This is a genomic window from Petroclostridium xylanilyticum, assembly GCF_002252565.1.
Classification (GTDB): Bacteria; Bacillota; Clostridia; order SK-Y3; family SK-Y3; genus Petroclostridium; species Petroclostridium xylanilyticum.
Genome location: NZ_NPML01000019.1, coordinates 435072 through 453612 on the forward strand (window position 1 = coordinate 435072; position 18541 = coordinate 453612).

At 38.6% G+C, this 18541-nt stretch carries 16 protein-coding genes; 2 read left to right on the forward strand and 14 right to left on the reverse strand.

The genetic code is table 11. The features are described from left to right. Positions 1 to 4 precede the first annotated feature (4 nt). From nifE to CIB29_RS14245, 7 genes are all read right to left on the reverse strand, one after another. Positions 5 to 1375, reverse strand: a complete 1371-nt coding sequence (gene nifE / locus CIB29_RS14215; protein ID WP_094550755.1) for a nitrogenase iron-molybdenum cofactor biosynthesis protein NifE — start codon at positions 1373 to 1375, stop codon at positions 5 to 7. Positions 1376 to 1517: 142 nt separating this feature from the next. Continuing rightward, a complete protein-coding gene (gene nifK, locus CIB29_RS14220; RefSeq protein ID WP_094550757.1) occupies positions 1518 to 2879 on the reverse strand; it encodes a nitrogenase molybdenum-iron protein subunit beta in 1362 nt (453 codons plus the stop codon). Next, positions 2879 to 4471, reverse strand: a complete 1593-nt coding sequence (gene nifD, locus CIB29_RS14225; RefSeq protein ID WP_094550759.1) for a nitrogenase molybdenum-iron protein alpha chain — start codon at positions 4469 to 4471, stop codon at positions 2879 to 2881. The genes nifK and nifD overlap by 1 nt, the downstream gene beginning before the upstream one ends. 17 nt (positions 4472 to 4488) lie before the next feature. Next, complete coding sequence (locus CIB29_RS14230; RefSeq protein ID WP_094550761.1) at positions 4489 to 4869, reverse strand: P-II family nitrogen regulator; 381 nt, start codon at positions 4867 to 4869, stop codon at positions 4489 to 4491. Between the two features lie 17 nt (positions 4870 to 4886). Next, positions 4887 to 5213: a P-II family nitrogen regulator gene (locus CIB29_RS14235; RefSeq protein ID WP_094550763.1), complete on the reverse strand. Its 327-nt coding sequence runs from the start codon at positions 5211 to 5213 to the stop codon at positions 4887 to 4889. A 15-nt stretch (positions 5214 to 5228) separates the two neighbouring features. Next, the gene (gene nifH / locus CIB29_RS14240; protein WP_094550765.1) at positions 5229 to 6050 is read right to left on the reverse strand and encodes a nitrogenase iron protein; all 822 of its coding nucleotides are present in this window, start codon (positions 6048 to 6050) and stop codon (positions 5229 to 5231) included. A gap of 423 nt (positions 6051 to 6473) precedes the next feature. Continuing rightward, entirely contained in the window at positions 6474 to 7346 is an 873-nt protein-coding gene (locus CIB29_RS14245; RefSeq protein WP_157910312.1) for a phage holin family protein, read from the reverse strand. A 254-nt stretch (positions 7347 to 7600) separates the two neighbouring features. Here CIB29_RS14245 and CIB29_RS14250 point away from each other — a divergent pair, with 254 nt between their 5' ends. Together CIB29_RS14250 and CIB29_RS14255 are read left to right on the forward strand one after the other, a co-directional pair. Beyond that, positions 7601 to 8170, forward strand: coding sequence for a glycerol-3-phosphate responsive antiterminator (locus tag CIB29_RS14250; RefSeq protein ID WP_094550769.1), 570 nt, complete (start codon positions 7601 to 7603; stop codon positions 8168 to 8170). 210 nt (positions 8171 to 8380) lie between these two features. Beyond that, complete coding sequence (locus CIB29_RS14255) at positions 8381 to 9754, forward strand: aspartate kinase (protein WP_094550771.1); 1374 nt, start codon at positions 8381 to 8383, stop codon at positions 9752 to 9754. Positions 9755 to 9904: 150 nt separating this feature from the next. On the opposite strand, the gene CIB29_RS14260 is transcribed toward CIB29_RS14255, so the two are convergent. From CIB29_RS14260 to CIB29_RS14290, 7 genes are all read right to left on the reverse strand, one after another. Continuing rightward, a complete protein-coding gene (locus tag CIB29_RS14260) occupies positions 9905 to 11182 on the reverse strand; it encodes a M14 family metallopeptidase (protein ID WP_094550773.1) in 1278 nt (425 codons plus the stop codon). 264 nt (positions 11183 to 11446) lie between these two features. Further along, the gene (locus CIB29_RS14265; RefSeq protein WP_094550774.1) at positions 11447 to 12505 is read right to left on the reverse strand and encodes an NADP-dependent isopropanol dehydrogenase; all 1059 of its coding nucleotides are present in this window, start codon (positions 12503 to 12505) and stop codon (positions 11447 to 11449) included. 344 nt (positions 12506 to 12849) lie between these two features. After that, complete coding sequence (locus CIB29_RS14270) at positions 12850 to 13941, reverse strand: DUF362 domain-containing protein (RefSeq protein ID WP_341444440.1); 1092 nt, start codon at positions 13939 to 13941, stop codon at positions 12850 to 12852. 246 nt (positions 13942 to 14187) lie between these two features. Beyond that, a complete protein-coding gene (locus CIB29_RS14275; RefSeq protein ID WP_094550776.1) occupies positions 14188 to 14913 on the reverse strand; it encodes a ThuA domain-containing protein in 726 nt (241 codons plus the stop codon). A gap of 41 nt (positions 14914 to 14954) precedes the next feature. Continuing rightward, the gene (locus tag CIB29_RS14280; RefSeq protein ID WP_242965236.1) at positions 14955 to 15977 is read right to left on the reverse strand and encodes a Gfo/Idh/MocA family protein; all 1023 of its coding nucleotides are present in this window, start codon (positions 15975 to 15977) and stop codon (positions 14955 to 14957) included. Positions 15978 to 15993: 16 nt separating this feature from the next. Next, a complete protein-coding gene (locus CIB29_RS14285; RefSeq protein ID WP_094550780.1) occupies positions 15994 to 16962 on the reverse strand; it encodes a sugar phosphate isomerase/epimerase family protein in 969 nt (322 codons plus the stop codon). Positions 16963 to 17021: 59 nt separating this feature from the next. Then, positions 17022 to 18014: a LacI family DNA-binding transcriptional regulator gene (locus tag CIB29_RS14290; protein ID WP_094550782.1), complete on the reverse strand. Its 993-nt coding sequence runs from the start codon at positions 18012 to 18014 to the stop codon at positions 17022 to 17024. Positions 18015 to 18541: the final 527 nt, after the last annotated feature.

Consider the following 18541-nt stretch of genomic DNA (forward strand, 5'->3'; position numbering starts at 1 on the left):
CGATTTAATTGACAATTGAGATAAGTTTCCACACCGGGCTGTTGATTGTCAGATCAATCTCTTTGGCAAAATTCACTGCTCCCTCGAATCCGGCAAGAGGGTGCTTCCGTTCATGGTTATGGTCACAAAATGCGATCCCCAATTTATATGCAAGCGGTCTTTCCTTGACACCTCCGACAAGGATATCCGCACCTTTTTCCAAAATAAATTTTTCCAATTCGTAGGGATTGGTATCATCTAAAATGACAGTACCAACATCCGATATATTTTTAATCATTTCATAGTCTTCTTCCTTCCCGGTCTGAGTTCCTACCATTACTGTCTTCATACCGAGGTCATTAAACTGTTTAATGAGAGAAATGGCTTTAAATCCGCCACCTACATATATTGCAGCCTTTTTGCCTTTTAATCTGCTGCGGTAATAATTCAGTTTGGGCTGCACTGTCTGTTCCTGTTCATAAATAAATTGTCTTGTCTTTTGAATAATTTCCTTATTTCCTATTGCTTGTGCAATCCTCATTAATGAAAGTTTAGTATCCTCTATTCCAAAAAAACTGATTTTGATAAAAGGAATATCATAAAGTCGTTCCATCTGTTTGGCAAGATAAGTCATAGAACCCGCACATTGTACAATATTTAATGTTGCTTTTGGTGCCTGCATAATTTCTTCACATGTTCCGTCTCCTGTAATTTTTGAAACAACCTTCAGACCGATTTGTTTGAGATAATTGATGAGAATCCACATCTCACCTGCCAGATTAAAGTCTCCCAAAAAGTTGATGCCTTCTATCTTTTCGTCAGGTTTATTTTCTCCCATTAAGTTGATGAGTGCATGACACGCAGCTTTGTAACCCATAGATTTATTTCCTGCAAACCCCGGAGATTTTACAGGAATGACCCTGATATTGTATTTCCTTTCTGCTGCTTTGCATACTGCTTCTATATCATCGCCGATAACTCCGATAATACAAGTGGCATAGACAAATATTACTTTTGGAGCTTTTTTGGCATCCTGACCAAAATTGTTCATAATTTCATCAATTGCGCTGGAAAGTTTCTTTTCTCCTCCAAAAATAACATCCTGTTCCCTGATATCAGTGGAAAAACTGTTGCGGTATGTCTCCGCACCGCTTGACAAACTGCCTCGGATATCCCATGTATAGCTTGCACATCCTATGGGGCCATGGACAATATGAAAAGCATCAGTTATGGGATTTAAAACCACTCTTGCACCACAATAGACGCATGCCCTCTGGCTTACCGAGCCTGCAACGCTGTCTTTATCACATTTCAGTTTTCCTGCCTGTTCTTTGGAATTACAAATAATGAAATCTTGCCTTTCTTTAAGAATATCAACTGCAACGGCACTTTTCATATTCCTCAGCCTCCTTGTTTTAATAATTGGGAGTGGGGAATGGAGTGAAAAAACAGCTATTTTAAAATCCGGAGAGGGATTTGTATCATGCGTCATGTAGCTGGTATAAAGGGTTCTCCCTGCTCCCCACTCCCTGCTGTGATTACATTACCATCTCCATATCTTCATCCGCGCAATCCCTGTCCTGCCTGTCCATTAACGCATTGGCAATCATCTCAACCAGTCTCATTGCTCCTTTGTAACCTACGATAGGCATGTAGGGATGTACATATCTGTCCATGATGGGGAATCCCACCCTTACAAACGGAATATCTTCAGCTCTGGCAATATATTTGCCGTGAGTGCCCCCCATGAGAAGATCAACAGGGTCATTTTTAATCCACTGATGCAGTTCAAATAAATCTCCCGCACTCTTTGCAATTCCGTCAATACCTGCTTGCTGAAGCATCTCGTTGGCTCTGGTAGTAAAGGCTTCTCCCGGGGTTCCGGTTACTACGTATTTAGGAATCATACCTAACCCAAGTACAAATTCTGTTAATCCCAGTACGGTATCCGGGTCACCAAATATAGCTACTTTCTTGCCATGATAGTACGGATGTGCATCTATCATGATGTCCACCAGTTGGCCTCTTTCTTCTTCCAGTGCATAGGGCACTTCCTTATTTCCAACCTTCATGAGACTCATCACAAACCGGTCGGTTGCTTCAATGCCGATAGGCAGGTCCAATACCTTGAACGGTACCTTGCATTTTTTCTCCAGTTCCACCGCTCCGGCTTCCGAAGCAAATGCACCCAATGCCAGGGTTAAAATAGAGTTACCCGCATCTATGATATCCTCAATCTTTGTACCACCCTTAGGATACATTTCAAACTTTCCAGTCATGGGGGCATCCAGCACGCCGCTGGTATCAGGGAACATGATGTATTCAATTCCCATCAGTTCCATTATGCGCTTGATTTCCCTCATGTCACCCGGATTTACAAAACCGGGAATGACATTTACCTTGTCATTGATGAACCCATTACTGCTGGAAAGATAGCTTACCATTCCTTTTACCATATTGGAAAAACCTGTAATATGCGAACCTACGTAACTGGGTGTATTGGCATGTATTACATACTTTCCTTCGGGGATCTGTATCTGTTGGATAATTGAATAAAGGTCATCTCCTATGGTTTCTGTCAGGCAAGTGGTGTGTACCGCAATGATATCCGGATTGTATATCTCAAATACGTTTTTGATAGCGGTTTTAAGGTTGCTCCCGCCTCCGAAAACCGAAGCTCCTTCAGTAAATGAACTGGTAGAAGCCATTGCCGGATCTTTAAAATGTCTTGTTAAAAATGTCCTGTGATAAGAACAACATCCTTGGGAACCGTGACTGTGTGGCAGACACCTGTGAATACCAAGGGCTGCATACATCGCTCCGACGGGTTGACATGTTTTAGCAGGATTAATCCTTAATGCGCTTCGTTCTGATACTTTTTTTGGTGTCAGGTCCAACATTACAATTCACCTCCAATAAATGTCCCTTCTAACAACGGTTCGGTCTTCCACGGCGGCGTTGTATATTTCCAGGTAGGCGTATAGAGCCCCATGGTAATATCCCTGGCAAAGTTGACAGCACCCTTGAAACCGGCATAAGGTCCGCTGTAATCGTAAGAATGCAATTGCCTGGACAATATTCCCGCCTTCTGTGCAACAAATTTATCTTTGATTCCCGAAAAGAATATATCGGGTTTTAATATTTTTAGGAATTCTTCGGTCTCATAATGGTTCAAATCGTCTACCACAATACTGCCGTCGGGCATTTCCTTGATCATACCGGCATAATAATCAAGGGGTATTTCGTTTTTGAGCTGTTCATATCTTTCGGGAGTTAAAAATACGCGGTAATGTTTTTCATCTTTTTCAACTTTTAATTCTTCAATATTTTTACTGTCAGCATCTTCTTTTATGAACGGTATTACCTCTCTGCCTTCATAATCATCTCTATGGGCAAACTCATAGCCTGCCAGGACCGTTTCCACCCCTAAGTCTTTTAGCAGTATTTGATAATGATGGGCACGGGAGCCTCCTACAAATAATGCTGCTGTTTTCCCCCTCAGTTTTTCTTTATAGTAATCTATCGCATCCTGAATATCATCCAATTCATCAGCAATCACCTCTTCGGTACGCTGGATCAACTCCTCATCGCCAAAATATTTGGCCATCGCCCTTAAAGTTTCAATGGTACCTTTAACCCCAATAAAATTAGCTTTAATCCAGTGAGTGCCGTATTTAGTCTGTAACATTTCAGCAATGTAATTGATAGACCGATGGCACTGTACAATATTTAAATCCGCCTTGTGAGCATTTTTTAAATCTCTGTAGCTTCCATCACCGGTCATAACTGAGACAATATCATATCCAATCCTTTTCAGCACTCTTGAAACTTCCCAGCCGTCTCCACCGATATTGTATTCTCCCAATATATTGATTGCATACTTTTTAGGTTCACGGTCTCCTGTACCGATAATATGCTTGATCAATCCATTATTGGCAATATGGTGTCCTCCCGATTGGCTTACACCTTTATACCCTTCACAGCTAAAAGCAACAACTTTTCTGCCGTAAAGTTTTTCAGCCTCTGCAGCAACAGCATGAATATCGTCTCCTATCAGACCTACCGGACAGGTGGAACAAATCATGACTGCTGCAGGGTCGAATATTTCAACAACTTCCTTAATGGCCTGCTTTAATTTTTTCTCTCCACCGAATACAATGTCGCTTTCCTGCATATCAGTACAAAAACAGTACTCCAGAAAACTCTTTGCATCTTCTTCTTTTCTTGCTTTATGCCTTCTGGTACCCCAACTGTAGTATGCGCATCCTATCGGACCGTGGACGATAAGAGCCACGTCCTTCAGAGGTCCGAGAACAACCCCTTTACAGCCGGCAAAACAGCATCCCCTGTTGGTTATGATCCCGGGTATAGTTCTTGTGTTGGCCTGTATTTCATTTTTTTCACCGTCTTTTTTTACAATGACATGCTCTTTTCTGTTTTTATACACCCGTGCAGGATATTTTTCCAGCACTTTTTCCAATACTTGACCCATAACATTCACCTCACTTGCTAGATAGCAGTTTCTCCTGTTTCTCCCGTCCTGACCCTTATTACTTCCATAACAGGCAGTACGAATATTTTTCCGTCCCCCGGATTCCCGGTACTGTTGACACTCATAATTGTGTCAACCACTTTCTTTACATCTTCATCCTTAACAACCATAGTAAGCAGTCTTTTGGGAATAAGCCTGTGACCTTCTGAAAGCTCTTCTGCCAGCCGGGGGGACTCCATCACATTTTGTGAAATTACATCTATTAATGAAAAATCAACCTTCTTTTTACCTCTTCCAAGTACTTTTCTGCAGGTGATGGAGGGAAAGCCTTCTTTTAGCAGTGCATCTTTTGTCTTATTGATCATGTTGAGCCTGATAATAGCCATGATTTCTTTCATCCCGGTTTCCCCCTTTTTTATAATCCCTTGCTGGACGTACTGATGGTATATGCTTCTTCTACAGGACTGACAAATATTTTACCATCCCCGAAAGCACCTTTTTCACCGGTCTTTGCATTTTTCATGATAATTTTCACTACATCCTCCTTATCCTCATCATTTACAACCAGCAGAAGCATTTCTTTCGGAATCTCATCATAGTGGATATCTCCCACTTTCACACCTCTTTGTTTTCCTCTACCTACTACATCAATCTTTGTAACCGCCGGAAACCCTGCATCACACAATTCGGATAATACAACCCCTACCTTCTCCGGCCTGATAATTGCTCTAACCATTAACATATTGTCAACCTCCCTTTAAATATCAAGTATTCCATGCTCCATCATGAGCGCTTCCAACCTGTCTTGCGTCATTGGTTTCGGTATGACAAACATATCGTTGCCGTCAATCGCCTTTGCAAGACCTCTGTATTCATCGGCCTGCTGCGCAGTCGGATCATAATGGATAACTGTTTTCCTGTTGATTTCAGCTCTTTGAACGATATTGTCACGAGGTACAAAATAAATCATCTGGCTGCCCAGTTCCTTTGCAAAGGCTTCAATAAGCTCACGTTCTCCATCCACCTTTCTGCTGTTGCAGATAATGCCGCCCAGACGGACACCGCCGGAATTTGCATATTTCTGTATACCTTTGGAAATGTTATTGGCTGCATACATTGCCATCAATTCACCACTGGCAACAATATATATTTCCTGTGCTTTACCTTCACGGATGGGCATCGCAAAACCGCCGCAGACAACATCTCCCAATACATCGTAAAAAACATAATCAAGATCTGCCTCATAGGCCCCCAATCTTTCCAGCATTCCGATAGATGTAATAATTCCCCGGCCTGCGCATCCTACACCCGGTTCAGGTCCCCCGGATTCAACACATTTAATGCCTGCAAAACCTGTCTTCATGATTAAGTCCAGCTCAATATCTTCTCCTTCTTCTCTTAAAGTATCCAAAACTGTTTTTTGTGCAAGCCCACCCAGTAACAATCGGGTTGAGTCTGCTTTCGGGTCACATCCTATGACCATAATTTTTTTTCCCATTTCTCCTAAACCTGCTGTCAAGTTCTGTGTTGTTGTAGACTTACCTATACCGCCTTTTCCATAAATAGCTACCTGTCTCATAAAATTACCCCCTTAAATTGAATATTATTGAAATTATTCAAAATAATTGAATTATAAAATAATAAAAAAGTCTTTTAAAGTATCCGTGTATCACACATCGCAGTGCCATACCCAACATCCTTTAAAAGACTTCACCGTCACACAGAAAAACTTCCAAACGCCTTCCTGTGTTTAACTATTCAATTGTAAGCTGCCGCAGCCATAAAATAATTATTGTCATGTTATATAACTTGATTAAAGTATAGCATACAAATATTTTTTTTGCAAGTATTATTTTATAAAAATTCATCATTTTGCAATATTAAACTATTATATGGCTTTTTAGCATAACAGTTTTGGTAATTTTGCAACATTAATCTAATTGTAATTCAAATTGCTGCCTCCTGCATCAGCAAATTATTATAGAGGGTATTTTTCTACTGTTTATTCTCCATTATTGTCTGCACCTTTACGGGCTGACAGGATGGTTTGATACAAGAAAACCATGAGACTTTCAATAAACTGCTCTTTTTTATTTTCTATTGATTCCTGGGAAAAACAAATACTTTTAACCTTTTGAAGCCATTTGTCCACTTTATGTTGGGAACATCTGCTGCACTCTTCAATATATTCTCGGGGAATTTTTTCTTCTTTTAGCTTTTCTTCGATTTCCTTAAATCCTAACTCTATCTCGGCCATAATTTTATAGTATATGAGTTCATTATTATCTGCATCTTTTTCCCGGAGTATAATATTGACCTGCTGTGCTACACTTTTCCATACTTCAAACTTGATTTCCAATAACCTTTTTATATATTGATCATTAAAAGTAGGTATCTGATATTTTATCAGCTCTTCAATATCTGAAAGGTTGTCCTCACTATTTCCAGGTATGTCGATTCTTCCCAATCCAGGTATTTTTAAATGAGTTAATAATAACGACATAAAGTTCTTAGGTATTGGTACCCCAAGAAGCGTTAGGTTTTCTAAAATGCTTACTGTTTCTGTAACTTCAAGAAAGGCCACCATTATTTGGGATAACAAAGTTGTTTGAACTAGCGTTAAAATACCTATCTCTAGTAACCTGACTGTCATGATGGATACTGAATAAGTAACAACTTTTTTAATAAATTTGGAAAGACCCTTGCTGTTAAATCTTTTATTTTTTATGGCTACTGCCATCCCTGTAAGAGTATCAATAACAACCAGCACCAATAATATTATATAAGATGTTTCAATACCTCCTAAAAATCTTGATATAATTCCAATAACACCCGAAATACAGAATACCTCTATTAAATAATTAGTCCTGTTCATCTCCCTATCCCCAATACATTTATAAAATATCAAAGGCATATTTATCATTAACATAAAACCTCATAATACATGATATGCTGCAATAATATTTCTTGTTACATTGGGTCTGGAAATTTTCTATGTTTACCCGAAATTCTTTTTTTGCTATAATTCTCTATATGGTGACAGTATTAAATAAATATTTATATCACAGGGTTTAAATATATAAAATATTTAGAGCTGGCATTGATTCCAAAAGAGAAAGGTCCGGGTATATGAATAAAATTGAAATCATTGAAAAAATCGAAGAAAATCCAATCATTGCGGCAATCAGGAAAGAAGAGGATGTAGACATTGCTGTTACTTCCCAGGTAACTACTGTTTTTCTACTTCATGCAGATATTTTTAATATAAAGTCGCTTGTCGACCGGGTAAAAAACGGTAATAAAAGCGTTTTCATCCACATTGATTTTCTAGAAGGGATTGGAAGAGATTATAAAGCTATTGATTATATCAGTAAGGTAATTGGTCCTGACGGTATTATCAGCACTAAAAGCAGCAGTATCAAATACGCACAGGAAAAAGGCATATTTACAATACAGCGTTTTTTCCTGATAGACAGCCTATCCTATGAAACTACTATTAAAACTGTCCAATCCATACAGCCGGATATGATTGAAATTATGCCCGGTGTAATGCCGGGAATTATAAAGCGCATAAACTGCCAGCTATCCTGCCCCGTCATTGCAGGAGGACTGATAGACAGTAAAGAAGATATTATTGAAATACTAAAGGCGGGAGCCCTGGGAGCTTCTACAGGGAAGAAAGAATTGTGGATATTATAATAAAGACATTATATATTTTTTAACAATTTCTATAAGTTCTTTTGCTAGTTTTTGCAGGAAAACCATTTACTACTTTCAAAAAATTTGATAAAATAATTGCTACTTTGTGAGGTCAAATTGCATAAGATAATATTGGAAATATGTCTATGCGCTTGTTACTGCGCAGCTTTATTCACGATGAAATAAAAATAAAAACTGGAGGTCTCAAAGATGAAAGTTTCAAAGTTTGGTGGCTCCTCAGTAGCTACTGCAGAACAGATTAAAAAAGTTTGTAATATCATACTGTCAGACCCTGAACGTCGCCTCATTGTTGTATCAGCACCGGGTAAACGCTTCAAGAATGATACGAAGGTAACAGACCTTTTAATTGCCTGTGCACAACAATATCTTACATATAAATCAGCTGAAAAAGAATTAAATCTTATCGTCGAGCGCTATGCAGAAATTGCACAGGAACTTGCGTTATCTGAAGAAATCGTCCAAACAATAGCTGCTGACCTTCGAAGTCGCCTTGAAACAGATACAAGTAACAAGGAAAAATTCATGGATACATTAAAAGCAGCCGGTGAAGATAATTGTGCCAAGCTTGTAGCACAATATCTTTGCAGCCTGGGTGTTGAAGCATATTATATCAACCCGAAAGAAGCAGGCTTGCTGCTAAGCAATGAATACGGAAATGCCCAGGTACTCCCTGAGTCTTATGAGAATCTCAAGGCACTTAAAAATAAAACCGGTATAATGATCTTCCCTGGATTTTTTGGATATACACCAGAAGGTGATGTTGTCACATTCCCACGCGGCGGTTCGGACATTACAGGTTCTATTTTAGCTGCTGCGATAGGTGCAGATATCTATGAGAATTTCACCGATGTTGATTCGGTATTTGTCGCCAACCCTAATATCGTACCCAATCCAAAATCTATTGAACGGCTCACCTACAGGGAAATGAGAGAGCTTTCTTATGCGGGTTTTAGTGTTTTACAAGAAGAAACTCTTGTTCCCGTATATCGCGCCGGTATCCCTGTAAATATAAGGAATACCAACAATCCTTCTGCCCCCGGAACAATGATTGTTCCCAACCGGCAAATTGCGGATGTTCCGGTTACCGGGATCGGAACCGTCTCAGGAATTGCAAGCGATGACGGTTTCTGCAGCATTTATATAAGTAAATATCTTATGAACCGCGAAATTGGTTTTGGACGCAAGCTTCTCCAGATTCTCGAAGATGAAGGCCTATCCTATGAACATATGCCCTCAGGAATTGACAATATCTCAATCATACTGGATGAAAGCCAACTCGATCATGATACTGAGGTACGCGTAGTTGAACGTATCAAGTCTGAACTTCAGGTTGATGATATTGCTGTTGAACGCAACCTGGCTTTAATCATTATTGTTGGTGAAGGAATGAGCCGTGCAGTCGGTGTAGCGGCAAAAGCGACCAGGGCTTTGGCAAGGGCAGGCGTCAACCTGGAAATGATCAATCAAGGATCTTCCGAAATCAGTATGATGTTCGGCATTAAATCAGAGGATATTGTCAAGGCCGTAAGGGCACTTTACCAGGAATTCTTTGAAGAAAAATGAACATCTGTATTAAAATCAACCACCCTGTAATTTTACAGGGTGGTTTTAACCTTCCCATATATCCCTGTTGCCCGTATCTGTAAAATCAAAGCTAAGTGTATGAAAAGCAAGCCAGTAAAACCCTGCGGCTATTCCAAATAGTCATCTATATCAACAGACCTCTAATGCTGCCTGCAGCAGCAACCTAATATTATCATTGTATATTTTGTCAAACTGTGAAATAGGCAGTGGATTTTTCCCCAACCCAACCTCTATGGTATATCCTGGCCTTCTATATTCCTGGATAAACCAGTCTTTATATCCAGCAAAAGAAGCTATCCCGTAAGTTTCATCCAACGCATAACCGGTAATTTGAGATAATGCCTCTCCTATTTTTCTGACTTTCGGAGAAGCCATATTCATAAAATCCCAGTATATTACTTCTCCCTGGCTGTGATATGCCAGCACCAGTCGGAAATTATGGGTTCTTGTAAAATCTGCAACGGCTTTTGATTCCGGTTCGGATTCCGGACAGGGTCCTGAATATCTTGTCGGTCCCGGCCCGTATATCCCGTAAAGCGGTTCCGCCTGCTTTGATAATTCCCAAGCTGCATCATAGTTATGATTTAAGTCTACCCCTCTGATATTGGCCTGCCATACTTCTGAAAAATTCGTTCTGCCATTATTCCACCCGATCAATTCTTCATAATACGGATTGTCTGCTTGCAAGCCATCAAGCACCAAACTTATGCCATCCGGGTTGACCATTGGCATAATGTATATTGTGCTTTGCTTCCCTATATCCCTTACATTGTATCCTCTTATGCTTCTTCCTTCTGCATAAGCACTTGCAAAGTCTTCAACAAACTTCATCAATACCACAGATGTAATCCATTCCAACGCGTGATGTGCTGCATTATAAAATACCTGATTAGGTCCATCGCCCAACTTGATGTAATATAAATTCCGGCCTAGAACACTTTGCCCTGCAATACCAACCTCTATAAACGGATATCTTGCCTTAATGCCTCTAATGTCCCTCTCCATAATTTCATAAGTATAGTTTATATTTGTATCTACTACATTCATACTGTAAGGTATTACAATTTCCTGTCCTACTCTTAAGCTGCTGGGATTTATTCCTGGATTTGCAACAAGTATACGGTTCACATTTATGTAATATTTTCCTGCTAGATTGTATAATGTATCTCTGGGTGTTATTCTATAAAGATCATAACCTAACAGAAACCTCTCAAGAATTTGATATGTATCTGGTCCTATAATGCCATCAGAATTCAGTCCGTTGTTTTTCTGAAATTGTATAACCGCCTGCTGCATCTGCTCACCAAATACCCCATCTATAAGACCGGGATTATATCCTATTTTCTTCAAAACTGCCTGTACCTTCATTACATCGGTCCCCACAGATCCCAGACTTAATATTCTCAATATAATCACCTCACATTATCTGTATTATTATTTTAAGTCTTACTAGTATTTATGTGATTATAATTGAGAATATGCATTAATGACACAAGTTTTTCAGTAGTTTCGAACCGTCACCTGTTACACTTTTAGATAGAAAACAGCTAAAATATCAATGAAAAATTTATTTTTTCTATTTTTTGCTTATTTGCTCAAATAAGCGAATAGTGTAGAAAACAAAAATAAAACTGGGGTCATTAATGGAACAAACCCCAGTTTTTTGTTGAATTAGTCAAGGATTACTACAGGTTTAATTAGATCTTTTGGTTTATCTTTCATAAGAAGAAGTGCCTTTTCCATGTTCTCAAAACCGTGATATACATGAGTTACCAACTTACCCGGATCAACACGGTTATACTTCACAATATTAATAAGTCTTTCCATTCTGAGACGGCCGCCTGGGCAAAGTCCTCCTCTGATATTTTTATGTGCCATTCCACAACCCCAATCAGAACGTGGAATTGGTAAAATTTTTCCTTCACCAAAATAATTAATGTTTGCGATTGTTCCACCTGGTTTTGTCATTCTTACTGCTGATTCCATAACATCAGGATTACCACCGGCTATAATTGTGGAATCAACCCCTTTACCATTCGTTAAATCTATAATTTGCGTAACAATATCACCATTTCTATAGTTGACAATATCTGTAGCACCGTAGGATTTTGCTACTTCTACACAATTAGGTCTGCTACCGACAGCAATGATTCTGCCTGCGCCACATAATTCAGCACCAGCCACACCCATAAGACCTACCGGTCCTATCCCAATGACTGCAACCGTAGAACCTATCTTGATATCAGCAAGTTCAGCGCCGTGGAATCCGGTAGTCATCATATCCGGAATCATGGCCGCTTTTTCCAAAGAAATTTCATCCGGAAGCAATGCAAGGTTCATATCGGCATCATTGACATGGAAATACTCTCCAAATACACCATCTTTAACATTTGAGAACTTCCAGCCCGCAAGCATTCCTTCAGAATGCTGATGATAGCCTTCCTGAACCTCGATTGAACGCCAATCGGGTGTAATAGCAGGAACAACTACACGGTCACCAGGTTTAAAATCTTTCACTTCACTACCAACTTCTACAACTTCTCCAACAGCTTCATGACCTAAAATCATGTTATGTCTTTCGCCTATTGCACCTTCAAAAACTGTATGAATATCAGAAGTACAAGGAGCAACTGCAAGAGGGCGGACAATTGCATCATATGGCCCTGCCACTGGTTTCTCCTTTTCTATCCAACCTACTTCTCCAATACGAAGCATCGCAAAACCTTTCATTATTGAAACCTCCTTAACATTTTAATTAGTTTTTTATCCTCTGGTTTATTGTAATACAATGATAAACTTTTAACAATGATACGGATTAAATGTTTATTCTGATAAAATTACATGTTAGATATTCAGATATGGTAAAAAGAAATTGTCAGGATGTCAAACGGAGCAGTTGCAGCTATTGATGGTAAAACAATGTGCGGTTCTTTCGATAATCAACATGTAGGATTATAGTGTAAAAGAACGAATAATACAAGAAGAAAGATGTCAATGTAAAGGTAAACTCACGGTTCAAAGATTATAGCAAGGGTAGACACGCAGATCTACCCCTTCAATTTCTACGAACTGATTTAAATATTTTTTTCAATAAACTCTACAATATCCTTTGCTTTTGGAGGACAACCGGGTATCCCCTTTGAGAATCCCTTTGTACATATTCCTATTCCGATTCCTTCGCCCTGCTGCCCTTTATAACCCTGTCCAATACAAATTTTTCCTCTCAACCTAGCTAACAGGCCTCTTTCATCTAACCTTTCGAGGGCATGGATCAAGCTTCCGTAGCATGCTGAACATGCGTCCTTCTCTTCTATATATTTTGACAATCTCTCCACTTTATGTGAACGGGTTATCTTCCTTACATCACAGTCTTTATTTAATTCGATAATTTCTGCTTTACTTACGTCAGCACTTCCTACTCCTATCCGCTCAGCCATCTGGATATAGGGAATCTCATTCAAATTGAACCCCATCAACTCAGCAGCATAAGCATCAATTAGGACCGGGTCTTTCCCTACAAAGACACGGTTCATTTGTACCGGTGTACCGCCTTCTTCAAAAGTCAGGTCGCCCATCAGTCCATCTACAATAATAAGGTTACTTTTTACAACCCGGTTCAGGTATGCAATAGGCTTGTGTAAACCCATGGTATGGAACTTTCTTTTTTCACTGTCAGGAATACAGCCTTTCATATTCTTCAGCGCACATGTCATACTTGTCTGGCAGTGTCCCTTTAGAACCGGCATATTAATAAGATAATCCACTTCCATCGCTTTGTTGCACACATTTATCCTTACGCCACCTGCATCATATTCTGTGTATTTATCTCTCTGAAGATCAACTAATGGTACATTGTAAAGTTTTGATAGTTGTTCATATCCGCATACTGAAAAAGCCCTGAAAGTTCTGTCCCCTACCCATGAACCCTCAAGGATGATAATGTTTTGATACCCTTTTGACTGCAAATACTCTATCACTCCCGCAACAAGATCAGGGGTGGTAGTAGCCCCGGAGGTAGAAGGCTTAGCTACTACCAGGTTGGGTTTGATACCAATTAAAGCGCTCTTGTCTATTTCCTCTTCAATCCTTGCTTTGGTAAGGATTTCTTTAATCATTGTCTTAGGCGTATTGCCATAAATAACGTATATTTGATTTTTATTCATCATCTTCTTCCTCCTGTTTGAATAATTTGTAATATAAAACCTTTTAATATTATCCTATAATGTTTTTAATAATATCTTGTTGTTTTATAAACCAACTTTTTTATTTTACCACAAATAACTTAATAATTGTACCTTTTTGGGGAATTTTATTGATTACAATACCACAAAACAAAAAGATTCTCAACACATTCCATCATTTTGGTGTATCGAGAATCTCTTTCATATTTCTAAATGCAATATATACTTAAGTTATTTATTTTCCAAAGGCTGTACTTTTCCAAAAATTGGTATTGGCCCTTTCACTGGGGCTGCCCAGCGTACTGCGTTTGTTATTACTTTTTGTACTTCAATCTGATGATATATCGGAAAAGTTTCATGCCCCGGACGAAAATAGAAAACTTTTCCACGCCCACGGTTATAACAGCATCCACTGCGAAACACCTCTCCACCTTCAAACCAGCTTATAAAGACAAGCTCATCCGGTTGAGGGATATCAAATCTTTCTCCGTACATTTCTGTATGAGGGATTTCTATGTATTCACCAATTCCTTCTACGATAGGATGACCCGGGTTGACTACCCAAAGCCTTTCTCTCTCTCCGACTTCTCTCCACTTTAGATCACAGCTGGTCCCCATCAGTTTTTTGAATATTTTTGAAAAATGTCCCGAGTGGAGTACAATCAGGCCCATCCCATCCAGCACTCTTTTATAGATTTTCTCTACCACTTCATCATTTACATCCTTATGTTTTTTATGCCCCCACCAGGTTAGTACGTCAGTACTATTAAGCACCTCATCCGTCAAGCCATGCTCAGGTTCATCAAGGGTTGCAGTCCTGACTTCCATATCCGCTTGTGAACTAAGAAATTTCGCAATGGTACCGTGTATTCCTTCAGGGTATATACTCGAAACTTTCTCATTGACCTTCTCATGGTAATTTTCATTCCATACAGTGACCATTATTTTCCTAACCATCTTAACTCCACACCCTCATTTCAATTTTTTACTATTAATAATCAAAAATAAATCCTTTTACCTGATTTCCCTGAATCATATATAGCACAAATCATTTTCTGAGTCTTTATCGCTTCATCTCCGGTAATATCGACCTTTTCCCCTTTTTTCAGGGCATCGTAGAACTTTGTAATTTGAACTTTATGGCTAATTCCCCAGTATAGCTTGAATCCATTTCCTAAATGTTCGCCTTCGTTTGGATTCCTGTCGGCCGATATTTCTGTAAAGTCATTGAATTTTATTGTCGCCTGATGTCCTGTCATTTTTGCAATACCATTTTCGCAATATAACTCTATCTCTACCGGTGCATCATACCCATAGTAGTTGATTGCCATAAAGCCTGTAATAACTCCGTTTTTATATTTTATGACCCCTTCGGCTGAATCTTCTACTTCAATAATCTCATGGGCTCTATTGTAAATATTTGCATCCACATATTCAATTTCATCATTAACAAACCATCTTAGTAAGTCCAGGGTATGGATGGCCTGGTCAATCACTACGCCTCCACCTTCTTTATCCCAGGTCCCCTTCCAGTCGCTTTTGATATAATATTCATCCGGCCTGTGCCACGCTACTAAAGCTCTTCCTGATATGATTTTCCCTAACTTCCCGGACTGCAGCGTCTCTTTTATCAATTTAGACCCGGGATTATACCTGTTTTGAAAGATTACTCCCAGGACAACGTTATTATCTTTTGCAGCTTTTATCATAGCTTCAGCATCTTCCAGTTTGATAGACATGGGCTTTTCAGTAAGTATATTGACTCCCTTATTGGCGGCATATACAGCCATTTCAGCATGAAGATAATGAGGTGTACAGATATGTACTACATCCAATCCTTCATTTTCAATCATCTTTTTATAATCAGTATAGTATGTACAGTTATATTGCTGTGCTGCATTTTTTGCCCTTTCTTCTTTTACATCGCATACGGCTGCAAGCTTTACGTCATCTAATAAATTCAAAGAAATTGCATGCATCCCATATATATTTCCGCATCCTATAATACCAGCTTTCAACATCGACACCCTCTCTAAATTAACTCCACCAAACTTTAGGCAGAGGTTGTTCTAGAATAATATCTTTTAATAATGCAACAGCCTTATCAAATCCTTCTTCAATAGACATTAATGAATCCTCGTGTTCAATACTTAATACATAATCATATCCGGCAAGTCTGAGAGCACTTACTATATCCTTCCACTGCTTAATGTCATGTCCATAGCCTATTGTCCTAAACATCCAGGGTCTGTTGACCATATCGTCAAACCTTGTTGTATCTAATATTCCCCGGAAATTAGCATTATCGGCATCTGCAATATTATCTTTTGCGTGGAAATGATAGATAGCCCCTTCTTTCCCGAGGATTTTTATTGCAGCTACCGGATCGATACCCTGCCAGAAAAGATGGCTTGGGTCAAAGTTTGCTCCAATCACTTCTCCCACAGCATTTCTTAATTTCATTAAAGTTGCAGGACTGTGGACCGAAAAACCTCCATGCATTTCAAAAGCCAGCTTTACGCCATGGTCGGCTGCAAATTTTCCCCATTCTTTCCAATAGGGAATGATTTTATTTTCCCACTGCCAGTTAAAAAGTTCCGGATATTCGCCCGGCCAGGGCACTACAGGCCAGTTAGGATATTTTGCATTGTCAGAATCTCCTGGACAGCCTGAGAATAAATTAACTACTCCTACCCCAAGCTTTTGTGCCAATTTAATTGTTTTCACATAAGTATCATGATGGTTTTTTGCAATATCCTTATTGGGGTGCAACGGATTACCATGACAGCTTAGGCCACTAATTACTAATCCCCTGTCCTCTACTGCCCTAGTAAAAGCTTTTAATTTCGATTCATCTTCCAAGAGAATGTCAGGATTGCAGTGAGCATTGCCAGGGTAATTGCCTGTTCCTATTTCAACTGCTTGAATACCTTTTGATTTCACATGGTCCAACATTTCCTCAAACGGTTTTTGTGAAAATAAAACTGTAAATACACCTAGTTTCATATACATTGTTCCCCCTTTAATTTGATAAATTTAGGTTAAATTAGAATTTATTTAAAAAATTATCCTATAGTAGACTGTCTTATTACAAGCTCATGCTCCAGTACCAATTTCTCCTCGTATTTGTCCTGGCTGTTAATTTTCTTGATAAGAATTTCTACAGAACACTGTCCCAAGTCGTACATAGGCTGGGCAATACTTGTAATGGAGGGTTCGAAAATGCTTGCAGACCTTGTATTGTCGAAACTTACTACCGCTATATCACCCGGGACTTGAAACCCCATTTGTTTAGCTACTTTAATTGCACCGATGGCCATCATATCAGAACTAGCCAGTACACCGTCCGGAGGTTCCTTGAGGTCTAAAAGCTGCCTCATTATTCTATGTCCGCTCTTTATTCCATAAAGCCCATTGCGCACTAATTCCTCACAATACTCTATCTTATAATCACTCAGGGCCTGCTTATAGCCTTCTAATCTTAATCTAGTAGATAGATGATCTTCTCTTCCATTAATAAAAGCAATTCTCCTTCTACCGATTTTTATTAAATGCTGTACACCATGATAAGCTGCCAGCCTATTATCTATGGTTACATAGGAAATATTTAGACCTTCCTTGTATTCACTGCACTGGACAACAGGATATGAATCAGCAATTTCAGTTAGAGTTTTATCATCGATAATTGTTGAAACAAATATCGCACCATCTGCTTGACGGGATTTCAACAAATTGATATAAACCTGCAATCTTTCAGCATCATTTTCAGTAGCACAAAGCAAGATATTATACCCGTAAGTGCGAGCTGCATCCTGCATGCCTTTTACTACCTCAGAGAAAAAAAGATTTGCTATGCTCGGTATAATAACTAATATTAATTTCGTCTCTGAACATCTCAAGTGTCTAGCCAGTAAATTTGGTTGATATTGAAGTTGTTCCATCGCCTCAAGTACTTTATCCCTGGTAGTTGGCAGTACACTATCACTATTATTCAATACCCGCGATACCGTAGCAACAGAAACACCTGCAAGCTCTGCAACCTCTTTTATTGTAGCCATTCAATCACCTTTTCTCCTCTATCTTTGTTTTATAATAATTGGAAGTCTTTTTGTCATCTTGGAGAGATTATTTTTATGTAATCAATTACATTATAAACTAGCTTTTTTAGTTTTTCAACCTGATTTTGGCACATATTTTTCTTATTTACTTAAATAAATCATAGATTCTATTTTTTTACTCAATCTTGCAAATAATTCCTTTTATTTATGGTATGAATCCTGTAAAATGAAATAAATATGAGCTTTTTTGTGAAAATCGCTAAAATATTTTAAAAATTCAGCGTTATTAATTATAAACATTAAATAATAACTTGACAAGAATACCAACCATATGTTACCATCATTTTAGAAAATAAAGGTAAAATATTTTTCATTATAAGGTTGATAAAGGATATTTTTTATATTTAATATTTATTATGCTTTGTAATCCATTACAAAAAACTTCTGCATGTGATAAAGTTTGATAGTTATTTTTATGTTTTTTAATAATCATATATATTTTTACTGATTTTTCTATGGTTTTATGT